This is a genomic window from Diplocloster agilis (assembly GCF_019042275.1).
Lineage (GTDB): Bacteria > Bacillota > Clostridia > Lachnospirales > Lachnospiraceae > Diplocloster > Diplocloster agilis.
On sequence record NZ_JAHQCW010000034.1, the window covers coordinates 54,252 to 66,111 of the forward strand.

Sequence of the window (11,860 nt, forward strand, 5' to 3'; positions counted from 1 at the left end):
ATGTGATGAATAAAATAAAAAAAACGGGAGGAAACAGAAAATATACGGTGTTCTGGCCGATTGTCTTTGTGGCTCCGTTTGTGATATGTTTCTTTCTCTTTAATCTGTTTCCCATCCTTTATTCGTTCCAGTTGAGTTTTTATGACTGGAGCGGGGTCGGGGAGAAGACGTTTGTGGGACTGGCGAATTATGTGAGAATTGTGACGGAAGATAAGATGTTTCTGAAATCATTGGGGAATACGCTGTTTATGATGGTGATCTCCTTTCCGTTTGCCATTATATTCGGCCTGGTGATCTCGGCGTTCTTAAGTAATCTGAAACATGGCAGGAGATTTTTCCAGACTGTGAATTTCCTGCCGTACATAACGACGCCGGTTGCGATTGGACTGATCTTTACATTTTTGTTCGACCGCAATACCGGCATGGTGAACCGGCTGCTGGAGCTGCTGAACGTGAACGGCCTGAACTGGCTTGGGAATCCGAGGCTTGCCCAGGTGGTGATCGCTATCATGATTGCCTGGAAATATACGGGTTATTATATGGCGTTATATCTGGCCGGGATCACATCTATATCGGAAGATATCTATGAAGCGGCCAGGGTGGACGGAGCCGGTGCGCTGACTATATTCCGAAAGATCACGATGCCTCTGCTGAAACCGATTACGATCTTTATCATTGTGACCAGCATGATCGGCGGGCTCCAATTGTTCGATGAACCGAACCTGATGTTTAACGTCTCTACCACCAGCGTGATCGGCGGTCCGGACCGGTCGTGCCTGACCCTGTTATGGAACTTTTATGACGTGGCGTTCGGATCGACCGCAAAGCTTGGATATGGTTCGGCGGTGGCGGTGTGCATCTTTATTGTGATCGTGTTGATTTCCCTGATCGGCATGAAGCTTATGAACCGGAAGGAGGATGTGATATGAAAAAGGGATCGAAAATATTCTCCTATGTCATATTAGCGTTTATATCGGTGGTCTCCCTGTTTCCGTTTTATCTGATGATCGTAATGTCTACCTACAAGACCGAGGAGATATTTAAGGGACTGCCGTTTCTGCCCTCCAATTATTTCATGACAAATATGAAAACGGTATTCCAGTCTAATTTTATCGGCTCCTATGTGAACAGCCTGCTGGTTTCAATCTTATCTACCGTGGTTTGCGTCGTGATCAGCGCCATGGTGGGATACGGGATTACGGCATACCGGTTTAAGGGCCGCAGATTGTTGATTAATCTTGTCATGCTGACCATGATGGTCCCGGTTCAGATCGGGGTGGTGGGATACATGATCGAGATGAGGACCATGCATATGACCGGGACGCTGATGCCGATGATCCTGATCTGGCTGGCGAACGGATTCGGAGCCTTTTGGATGATCCAGTTCATGCAGTCCTCGCTGCCCATGGAAATCGTGGAGAGCGCCAGGATTGACGGTTCCAATGAAATGAACACATTTTTCAGAATTGTGATGCCCTGCATCAAACCCGGCCTGGTTACACTGGTGCTGCTGATATTCCTCTGGTCCTGGAACAGCTATCTGGTACCGCTGGTATTTGTCAATGACAACAGTGTTATGACGATACCAATCTTCATCAAGAGTCTGGGAAATGCCTACCGGACGGATTACGGCGCTCAGCTGACCGGTCTCGCGGTGGCGACTGTGCCTTTGCTGGTGCTGTTTATTGCGGGCTCCAAGAATTTTATACAGGGTCTGACAGCCGGTGCAGTCAAGGGATGATTCGGCTGAGAATTAGTCGGGTAAAGGCTGATTCAGTTAAAGCCGGATACGGATAAGGTTGATTCAGCAGAGGACTGTTGAGATAAAATTTGCGGTTGGAAAGGAAGGAATACATTGATCAATATTTTATGCTTTGGCGATTCTAACACATTCGGATTCAATCCGGAGTGGACGGCTCCACAGGAGATGCGCTTCCCGAAAGACAAGCGCTGGACCGGAATTCTAGGACGGATGCTGGGGGAGGGGTACGAGATTATAGAGGAAGGGCTGGGCGGCAGAACAACCGCCTGGGATGATCCGCCCACCCAGGGGCGGAACGGGCTGAAGGAAATCGTGCCGCTTTTGCAGACTCATCAGCCGCTGGATCTGATCATATTAATGCTGGGAACCAATGATGCGAAACGGGTTTATAATGCATCGGCCATGGAGATCGGGCGGGGGATGGAGGAACTGGTGAAAATTTGTCTGAACCCGTACGTGTATGATATAATGAAAACTCCGAAGGTGTTAATCATATCACCTGTACGGTTGGGAGAAAAGATCAGGACCTCTTGGCTTGGAGACGTCTTTGATGAGGACTCTGCGAATCGTGTCGAACAATTGGCCTCCATTTACAAAAGAATAGCGGACACCTATGGCTGCGGTTTCCTGGATGCGGCGGACGTTGCAAAAGTATCCGAGACGGACAGCGTTCATATAGGGATGGAAGAGCACCGTAAATTAGCAGAAGCAATAGAGAGGGAAATCCGAAAGTTGGTATAATATGGTGAAGTTATTTGTGGTGGATGATGAGAGGATGGCGGTCCAATATTTTCAAAGCCTGCTGGCGAAGACGTCCCTGGACTATGAGGTGGCGGGAACCGCGTTAGATGGTAAAAGCGCGCTGGATCAGCTTCAATCGGTAAAGGCGGATATTTTATTTGTGGACATCAATATGCCGGTGATGAACGGACTGGAAGTTGCGGAAGCAGTGCTGACACAGAATCCAAAGCAGAAGATCGTCTTTTTGACATCATACCGCGACTTTGACTACATAAAGAAAGGCATGGATATCGGTATCAATGCCTATCTGTTGAAGAATGAACTCACCAGGGAAAAGCTGGAACAGGAGATCTTGCGGATCACAGAGGAAATTAAGCGTGAGAAGGAACAGGATAAGGTATACCGGGAACACAGCTTAAGACAGTATTTGCGAAGAGCCAGGGTCGGTGAGGGCTTTACCGGTTTTTTTAAAGAAGGGGAGTTTTACGGCCTCCTGTATGTGACTGCGCCTTATGTGATCCATGTCCGCAAACAGGAGGAACAGATCCTCAAGATCGACAGCGGTGAAGTTGAGAAGCTTACCTATCCCGAGGGAATCAGCTGTGAATATTTTTTCAGGATCGATCTGGGGTGGTGCGGACTGATTCGGATGCACGGCCGGAAAGACGGATCAAGGGAAAGATTAAGGGACGCGGCCGGGATTGTGCTCAAATATCTGGAAGGGCGGGAAAGCGCGGCCCTGGTGCTTTACAGCGAATGGCTGAGCACTCCCGATGATCTGCCGGATTGGTATGAGCGGGAACTTCGGGTTGAAGAGGAGAAGCTCTGTTATGGGAAAGGAAGCCTGATCGCCGCGGAAGAAACCGGCAGGAGAGAGATCACGAACCTGAATCTCATGCAATATGAACTGGAACTGCCGGCCCTTATGGAAAGGGGCGACCGCATGGCGGAGAGAGAACTTCTGCACCGCTTTTTAACAGAGATGCGGGAACACTGCGACGATCATACTTATGAAGGATATCTGAGGGATCTGATCCGAATCTATAACCGCTTTGCAAAACAAAAACAGCTTTTGATCGATGGGATCTGGCTGGAGCAGGCGATCACTTCCATGGACGAGGCGGAACAGTGGCTGATTGATTTTTCCATTTACATCCACAGGCTGTCGGTCCGAAAGGAGGACCGCGGCTATTCCAGAAATATTGAAGCGGCTCTTAAATATATCGAAGCACATTATCAGGAGGATATCTATATCCAGATGATCGCGGATGGGATCGGTATATCGGAGGGGCATCTGCGAAGGCAGTTCAAGGAAGAGCTCTCCATGACCCTGAACGATTATCTGCTGCATTACAGGATCACCAGGGCGAAGGAGATCATGGAACACCAAAAAGTAAAGGTATCGAAAATACATGAAATGGTTGGATTCCGTTCCAGCCAGTATTTCAGCAGTGTATTCAAGAAACTGGAAGGGGTCAGCCCGAAAGAGTATCAGGATCACCGGAAGAGATAGGATGGGGACGGGATGAAAAGAGGAATTCGTAAGAAACTAACATTTACACTGTTTATTGTGGTGACAGTCACTTTTTTCATCGCTTCGATCTGTTCTTTCTGGTATTTTTTTCATACTTTGAAAAATCAAACGATTCAAAGTGAAGCGCAGAAGCTCCAGCAGGCGGTCAGTCAGCTCCGCTATGCCCAGAATGAGGTGGAGACGCTGGCGAAGCAGATCATCATTGATGAGAGCTTCTATTCATATCTGGAGTTAGATGACGGGTCCGACGCGTTTGACCGGCGGGTGGTAAGCGACCGGATGCGCAAAAAGCTGATGCAGTACACGAATCTGAACGAGTATTATTATAGTATACTGGCTTTGACGCCAAACGGACAGGTTTATTCATCGGATCAGTACCAGGGCGGGCTCGATCTTACGGAAGACTGGTACCAGGAGTTCAAGGAAACCCATGAGACGGGGGGATATTCAAAGCTGCATGTCATCTATGAACCTCAGACCTCGAAGAAGCGGGACGTGATCAGTTATATCCTCCCTTATACCCGTATCCAGCGCAAGCAGAAGTTTCACGGAGAACTGATTGTAAATATGGGGTTTAATAAGATTCTGGAATGGGCGGAAGTGGATGATACCCTGCTAAACGGTTACACCCTTTATGATAAAAACGGCAATGTGATCCTGTCCGGCGGGACGGTGACTGCGGACTATCCGCTGATCTGCCAGGTGGAGAACGGCGGCACGGCCGTCCTTGATAATCGCAATGTGCTGATCAAAAACGCGGATCTGAATGACGAATGGATTTTTGTGTCCGAGGTTTCCAACCGGCTGGTATTAAAACAGCTGCGTATGATTATCGTGATCGTAACAGCGGCCTATGCGATGGGTCTGGTTATCCTGTTCGTAGTATTTTATAAATATATCAAAAACTTTACAAAGCCTATCGAGGAGCTGCATCAAAGCGCGCTGAGCGTGCAAAAGGGTGATTTTGGCGCCTATGTGGACATCCATACCAACGATGAACTGGAGACACTGGGCGGCACCTTTAATCAGATGCTGGATTCGATCAAGGAATACATGGACCGTCTGGTGGAAAATGAACGGACAAAGAGAACCATGGAACTGGACCGGCTGATGCTGCAAATTAATCCGCATTTTATCTATAATACGCTGAACACCATCGTTTATATGGCCGGAATCGAAGGAAATGACGATATCATCCGGTATACGAACGCGTTCATCTCCCTGCTTCAGGATACGCTTCGGGTAGAAGGGGACGGTCCGTTCGTGACCTTAAAGTTCGAGCTGGGCAATATCAGGAACTATCTGATCCTGTTGTCCTATCGTTATAAGGACCAGTTCGAGGCTCACTTTGATATCGACGAGGACGCTATGGACTGCGCGGTTCCCAATGTCATGCTGCAGCCCTTGGTGGAGAATGCCGTATTCCACGGATTAATTCCCAGGGGAGATAAGGGGGATCTGTGGCTGAGCATCAAAAGGAAAGAACAGGATGTTAAGATCCGGATAACAGATAACGGAGTCGGTATGAGCGGAGATATGCTGGAGAGGCTTATGAACGCGGAAGAGGAGAACCGGGGAGGCATGCGCAAGATCGGGGTTGCGAACGTAAAGAAACGCCTACAGACCATCTACAGCCCGCCCTATGGCATGGGTATCCGCAGCAGGGAAGGCGAGGGAACGCGAATTACCATCACCATTCCCTATCAGACGAATCCGGATTTTATGGAAAATGAGATAGGAAACAGCGAGACAGGAAGTAGTATATGAGCGATAGATAGCAGTACATGAGATTTGGGAGGTAGAGATGAAAGGTGGATTTACTTTGCCCGGAGAGGCAGGCTATGAGAAGCTGACCCTACAGATGGCTGAAAAATGGGGAGCGGATGTGATCCGGGACAGTGACGGGACGACTCTGTCCCAGGAGATACTGGATGCGGGCTACGGAATCTATTCCACCGTCTGTGTTATCCGGGATCATAACGACTGGGTCGGAAAACACCCGGATATGCAGCAGCAGACGTTTTTGATGAGCGATCCGAAAATGGCGGATCACGATCAGCTGGCAATCCGGCCGCTGGAGGGGTATTTCGAAGAACAATTCCGAATTAACGATTCGGAGGAATCCCTTGTCTGGTGGCAGGTTTTTGACCGGACGGCGGACAGGGAAGTTCCCGGGGAGTCCTGGAGCTATGATAAGGAGAAACGGACATTATTTATTACAAATGCAATACCCTGGCATATATACACGGTAAATTTTCTGGCCTACCGTATCTGGGAAGAGATCTCCATGTATAACCATACCACGAACCATTGGGATAAGGAACATCTCATGCAGATCGATCCCAGATATCCGCAGGTACAGGAATATCTGCTCAAATGGATGGAAAATTGGTGCGAGGCACACCCGGCCACCACAGTAGTGCGCTTTACATCGATGTTCTATAACTTTGTCTGGATCTGGGGCCAGGATGAGCGGCGCAGGAACCGGTTTACGGACTGGGGGTCTTATGACTTTACCGTAAGCCCAGCGGCTCTGCGGGAATTTGAGCAGAATCACGGTTATCGGATCACTTCCGAGGACTTTATCAATAAAGGACGGCTGCATGTGACCCATATGCCACCGGACGAAAAGAAGAAGGACTGGATGGACTTTGTGAACGATTTTGTGGTGGAGTTCGGCAGCCGGCTGGTGGATGTGGTACACAGATATGGAAAACAGGCCTATGTATTTTACGATGACAGCTGGGTAGGGGTGGAACCTTATCATAAACGGTTTTCCCAGTTTCGGTTTGACGGCATTATCAAAGCGGTCTTTTCCGGTTATGAGGTACGGCTGTCGGCGGGGGTTCCCGTTCAGACCCATGAGATCAGGCTGCATCCCTATCTGTTCCCCACCGGTCTGGGAGGGGAAGAGCAATTTATTGGAAATGGGGACCCCACCAGAAAGGCCAAGGAGTTCTGGACGAATGTGCGCCGCGCCCTGCTCCGGGAGCCGGTGGAACGGATCGGGCTGGGGGGATATCTCCATCTGACGGAACCGTATCCGGATTTTTGCGACTATATCGGCCAGGTGGTGGATGAATTCCGAAGAATACGGTCCTATCATCAGGCCGGCCGTCCATATTGTCTGAAACCCAGAGTGGCGGTACTGCACAGCTGGGGCAGCCTCCGGCCGTGGACGCTATCCGGCCATTTTCATGAGACCTTCATGCATGATCTGATCCACGTCAACGAGAGCCTGTCCGGCCTGCCGTTCGAGGTCTCCTTTCTTAACTTCGACGACGTGAGGGGCGGAGCGCTTAAAAATGTGGATGTGGTGATCAATGCGGGCTATGCCGGTTCTGCGTGGAGCGGCGGGGATGCTTGGAAAGACGAAAAGCTGCTGGAACAGGTATTTCAGTGGGTCTATGAAGGAGGCGCTGTCATCGGAATTGGGGAACCCTCCGCAGTGGAGGGCTATGCCGATTATTTCCGCCTGGCGCCTGTTCTGGGAGTGGATATGGATACCGGAGCCAAGGTCTGCCACGGGAAATGGCAGTTTGAGATCACGCCGGTGCCGGGCCTGCTCCCGGGAGGCTGCGGGATCAGCCCGCGGCCCAAACGGTACCTGACGGATCCAGACACGAAGGTTCTAATGGCCTTTGGGGAGGAACCGGTGCTGGCAGCCCATGCGTTCGGAAAGGGAAAAGGAATCTATCTGGCATCCTACGAGATTACCCCTGAAAATACGAGGCTGCTACAGAATCTGATCCTGTATGCGGCCGGGCAGGAATGGAATCAGCCATATCTCACCGATAATCCACAGACGGAATGCACGTATTTTCCCGACAGCCATGTGCTGGCGGTTATCAACAACAGTCCGGCTGCGCAGAACACCAGGATTGCCACCCGCGATGGGAACGTGGAACTGCGTCTGGCGGGGTTTGAATCCAGATATTTGGAGATTTAGAGGATTGGTATGACGTGATTCATTCCCGGGTTTGGAGGCTCTTGACCGGCGGACGCGAAGTTCTCCGGTCAGCCTGAACCCGGATTTTAGGTAATTCTCACCACGGACTTTCCGGAACTTATAACCCACCCTTCCCGGAACTTTCCCGCTGCCTTCCAGCAAATTAGTACTTGACTCTCCGGGTAAAATGTTGTATTGTATTTGCGATGATAACATTTGCCCTTCAGGTATATGGATATACTTTAAGGAACTGGAAGCAGAATAATTTCATATAGAGTATATTTCTCTTATTCAGAGTGGTGGAGGTACATAGGGCCTGTGAAACCCGGCAACCCCTAGCGATAGGAAGGTGCCAACCTGAGCGAGTAATCGAACGATAAGGGGATTTGATTATCAATTTGTCGAGTCCGCTTTTGCGGATTTTTTTTTATTCAACGGTAAGTTTTAAGTAAACCGGCCAAGGCCGGATCATCCAAAGGAGGAAACATGATGGAAAAAAGACTATTTACGTCTGAATCTGTAACTGAGGGACATCCCGACAAGATCTGCGACCAGATCTCTGATGCGATCCTGGATGCGCTGATGGCAAAGGACCCCATGAGCCGGGTGGCCTGCGAGACAGCTACCACCACAGGACTTGTACTGGTAATGGGAGAGATCACGACGGAAGCTTATGTGGATATTCAGAAAATCGTGAGAGATACGGTACGGGAGATTGGATACACCCGTGGTAAATATGGATTTGACGCGGACAACTGCGCGGTTGTGGTCGCTCTGGATGAACAGTCCAGCGATATCGCCCTGGGCGTGGACAAGGCTCTGGAGGCAAAGGAACATAAGATGAGCGACGCGCAGATCGAGGCCATCGGCGCCGGGGATCAGGGTATGATGTTCGGATATGCTACCGATGAGACCGAAGAACTGATGCCTTATCCCATCGCTCTGGCTCATAAGCTGGCTCTCCAGCTGACGAAGGTCAGAAAAGACGGAACCCTTACGTATCTGCGGCCCGATGGTAAGACTCAGGTTACGGTGGAATATGACGAGGAGGGCAAACCGATTCGCCTGGATGCCGTCGTACTGTCTACCCAGCATGATGAGAAGGTATCTCAGGAACAGATACACGAAGATATTAAAAAATATGTATTTGACGTAATTCTGCCTCAGGAAATGGTGGATGAGAATACGAAGTTCTTTATCAATCCCACGGGACGTTTCGTAATCGGCGGACCTCACGGCGACAGCGGACTGACCGGCCGGAAAATTATAGTCGACACCTACGGCGGATATGCCCGTCACGGCGGCGGCGCTTTCTCCGGAAAAGACTGCACGAAGGTGGACCGCTCCGCGGCCTACGCTGCCCGCTATGTGGCTAAGAATATCGTAGCCGCAGGCCTGGCGAAAAAGTGCGAGATCCAGTTGTCCTATGCCATCGGCGTGGCGCAGCCCACATCCGTTATGGTGGATACCTTCGGAACCGGCAAAGTATCCGATGAGAAGCTGGTAGATATCATCCGCGAGAATTTTGACCTTCGTCCCGCCGGCATTATCAAGATGCTGGATCTGAGACGTCCGATTTACAAACAGACAGCGGCCTACGGACATTTTGGAAGAAATGACCTGGATCTGCCTTGGGAGAAACTGGATAAAACAGATCTTCTGAAAAAGTATCTGTAAAATATTCGTTTGAGTCAGATATATCTGTCCGGCAGCGTTTTTGACTGCCGGACAGTTTTTTATTCCACTGGAAAGTGCGCCTATGAAATAAAAAGCCCTCCGGGTAATCGCACTGTGCGGAAAGGAAAATGCCGCTTACGCGCCCTGCCGCAGGCGGAGAGTTCCGCAAGCGAAACTCTTTTAATTATAAATAAGAAAGCACTGTTGATTTATCTCTAACGATTCAGACAAGCCGCCCTTTGCCGTTCATTCTATTATTTTTACGGCCATGGAACCAAACCGCCTGCCTGTTCCTCTAATTAGTGTAAATAAGATTTCAACGGCCGTTGAAAGAAAGGATCTCCAAAGTATGACAAAAGAAGCTTTTGCAAATGTGATTATGGAAAATGAGAGAAGCTTTTACCACATTTCCAAATCCATCCTGAAAAATGATGAAGACTGTGCGGATGCGGTGCAGGAAGCTATCGCGATTGCTTTTTCCAAGCTGTCGGGGCTAAGGCAGGACTGTTATGCAAAGACATGGTTTACGCGGATTCTGATCAATGAATGCTACCATCTAATCAAAGACCGGAAACGATGCCTGCCGATGGAGCGGGAAGAGGACAGCGCAGCTGAGACAGAGGAATACAGTGAGCTGTATCTGGCGCTGGCGCAGCTCAACCCGGATCTGCGCATGACCGTGGTCCTGCACTATATAGAAGGGTTTTCGGTGAAAGAGACCGCATTGATACAGAAGATTTCGGAAGGTACGGTGAAAAGCCGTCTGTCCCGGGGAAGAGAAAAATTAAAACAGTTGTTAGAGGAACAGGAGGCATAGATATGAGACAAGGAAAAGAACCATTATGGGATCAGGCATTTCCGGAAGTGCCGGAATGTTTTCACGGCGCATTGACACAGGAATTAGACCGGCAGGTAGGGGGCAAGAACTGCAGAAGAAAAAAACATATCGGCAAAAAAGCCCTTCTGGTGTTAGCGGCCACCTTGATACTTGGCACCACCGCATTTGCGGCGGCAAGACATCTTCTGCTGGAACGGTTCGACATGGAACGGGAAGGACGCAGGGAAAGCGCGGAAAATCTGCTTCAGACAGACATTACCCAGAAAACAGTAACAAATGAGAACCCTACGGCCGGAGGGGCGGCCATCGGGGAAGCTGAAAATTGGCTGCCATTGGAAGACCAATCTCCGTTACTGCAGATCCGGGAAACGCTCTATGATGGGTTGAAACTATACGTCTATGCCGACGCCACCGAGAATGGTAAAAAATACGACCTGAACGCGGACCGTTTATTCGTAGAGGGAAAAGAATGCGGTCCTGTGGATACAGTGGAAAAAAACGGAGCATATACATTCCGGATAGACCTGTCCGAACAGGATCTCCCTGAGGATTTCGAGGTGAGAATCCCGGTATCCGTATACCGCAAATCCGACGCAGAACCAGGTGCGGATACGCAGCAATCGAAAGCTGAGGAAATCGTAAGATACCAGAACCAGGATCTGATCTTCCGGGTAGCTTCCCCGGAGCCTGCGCAGCGGCAGAAGGGCCAGATGGTACAGCTAAAAGACTGCAGCGCTTATTTAAACAACTGTGTTATCACCCCTCTTTCCATGAAAATTGATTTTTCCTATCAGTTCTCAGGCGATGACGCAGAGCAGCGGGCTAACGAATTCGCGTCAGGCACAGAATTCTATTTCCGCGACGATCAGGGAAATGAATATGAGTTTAAAAACGGAGAGGGTGGAAATTCCACACTGATCAATGTAGAACAAACAGAAAATCAGGATTGGAGAGTTGACATCTGTTACGAGCTGTCGGATGGCGCAAAGCAGATCAAAACCCTGGAGATCATACCGATCCGTTTCCGGGAAAATCCGGATTCCCCCAAAGAAATATTGGATGAATACGTATTTTCTGTAGCCATTGGGGAGGAGTAGCAAGCGGAGCGGGCCGGTACAAGGCCTGGCTCCGGGCTGGGGGGACTGGTAGTACCGGGAACCCATGGGCTTGAGGACGGGGATAATGGCAGTTTCCGGGGAGGCTCCCGGCGGCCGGGTTCTTTTGTGTCTCCCCGGGAGCGCGGAGGGCTTGCGCTGGCCACCGCTAAGTGGAATCGAAAAGCCGGGTTCAGGAACCGAGCCTATTCACCAGGAACACGTGATGTGTTCCCGGTTCAGAGGCTCTTGCCCGTCGGACGTG

At 50.0% G+C, this 11,860-nt stretch carries 9 protein-coding genes and 1 riboswitch; all 9 genes read left to right on the forward strand.

Annotated features, from left to right (window positions below; genetic code table 11):
- Positions 1–5: 5 nt before the first annotated feature.
- Positions 6–929: a carbohydrate ABC transporter permease gene (locus KTH89_RS17915; protein WP_238722586.1), complete on the forward strand. Its 924-nt coding sequence runs from the start codon at positions 6–8 to the stop codon at positions 927–929.
- Positions 926–1,741: a carbohydrate ABC transporter permease gene (locus KTH89_RS17920; RefSeq protein WP_238722587.1), complete on the forward strand. Its 816-nt coding sequence runs from the start codon at positions 926–928 to the stop codon at positions 1,739–1,741. The genes KTH89_RS17915 and KTH89_RS17920 overlap by 4 nt, the downstream gene beginning before the upstream one ends.
- Positions 1,742–1,855: 114 nt before the next feature.
- Positions 1,856–2,503, forward strand: a complete 648-nt coding sequence (locus KTH89_RS17925) for an SGNH/GDSL hydrolase family protein (RefSeq protein WP_238722588.1) — start codon at positions 1,856–1,858, stop codon at positions 2,501–2,503.
- A gap of 1 nt (position 2,504) precedes the next feature.
- The gene (locus tag KTH89_RS17930) at positions 2,505–4,016 is read left to right on the forward strand and encodes a response regulator (RefSeq protein ID WP_238722589.1); all 1,512 of its coding nucleotides are present in this window, start codon (positions 2,505–2,507) and stop codon (positions 4,014–4,016) included.
- Positions 4,017–4,028: 12 nt separating this feature from the next.
- Complete coding sequence (locus tag KTH89_RS17935; protein WP_238722590.1) at positions 4,029–5,804, forward strand: sensor histidine kinase; 1,776 nt, start codon at positions 4,029–4,031, stop codon at positions 5,802–5,804.
- A gap of 37 nt (positions 5,805–5,841) precedes the next feature.
- Complete coding sequence (gene gnpA, locus KTH89_RS17940; RefSeq protein ID WP_238722591.1) at positions 5,842–7,986, forward strand: 1,3-beta-galactosyl-N-acetylhexosamine phosphorylase; 2,145 nt, start codon at positions 5,842–5,844, stop codon at positions 7,984–7,986.
- A 284-nt stretch (positions 7,987–8,270) separates the two neighbouring features.
- Positions 8,271–8,369: riboswitch (SAM riboswitch) on the forward strand.
- A 106-nt stretch (positions 8,370–8,475) separates the two neighbouring features.
- On the forward strand, positions 8,476–9,663 hold the full coding sequence (gene metK / locus KTH89_RS17945; RefSeq protein ID WP_158348739.1) for a methionine adenosyltransferase: 1,188 nt from the start codon (positions 8,476–8,478) through the stop codon (positions 9,661–9,663).
- Positions 9,664–10,012: 349 nt separating this feature from the next.
- A complete protein-coding gene (locus tag KTH89_RS17950) occupies positions 10,013–10,480 on the forward strand; it encodes an RNA polymerase sigma factor (RefSeq protein WP_158348738.1) in 468 nt (155 codons plus the stop codon).
- 2 nt (positions 10,481–10,482) lie between these two features.
- Positions 10,483–11,598: a DUF5643 domain-containing protein gene (locus KTH89_RS17955; RefSeq protein ID WP_238722592.1), complete on the forward strand. Its 1,116-nt coding sequence runs from the start codon at positions 10,483–10,485 to the stop codon at positions 11,596–11,598.
- The last annotated feature ends 262 nt before the right edge of the window (positions 11,599–11,860 follow it).

What these genes read in the sequence shown, in the direction of transcription:
- KTH89_RS17915 (WP_238722586.1), top strand. Translation starts at nt 6, where the DNA reads ATGAATAAAATAAAAAAAACGGGAGGAAACAGAAAATATACGGTGTTC.
- KTH89_RS17920 (WP_238722587.1), top strand. Translation starts at nt 926, where the DNA reads ATGAAAAAGGGATCGAAAATATTCTCCTATGTCATATTAGCGTTTATA.
- KTH89_RS17930 (WP_238722589.1), top strand. Translation starts at nt 2,505, where the DNA reads ATGGTGAAGTTATTTGTGGTGGATGATGAGAGGATGGCGGTCCAATAT.
- KTH89_RS17935 (WP_238722590.1), top strand. Translation starts at nt 4,029, where the DNA reads ATGAAAAGAGGAATTCGTAAGAAACTAACATTTACACTGTTTATTGTG.
- gnpA (WP_238722591.1), top strand. Translation starts at nt 5,842, where the DNA reads ATGAAAGGTGGATTTACTTTGCCCGGAGAGGCAGGCTATGAGAAGCTG.
- metK (WP_158348739.1), top strand. Translation starts at nt 8,476, where the DNA reads ATGGAAAAAAGACTATTTACGTCTGAATCTGTAACTGAGGGACATCCC.
- KTH89_RS17950 (WP_158348738.1), top strand. Translation starts at nt 10,013, where the DNA reads ATGACAAAAGAAGCTTTTGCAAATGTGATTATGGAAAATGAGAGAAGC.
- KTH89_RS17955 (WP_238722592.1), top strand. Translation starts at nt 10,483, where the DNA reads ATGAGACAAGGAAAAGAACCATTATGGGATCAGGCATTTCCGGAAGTG.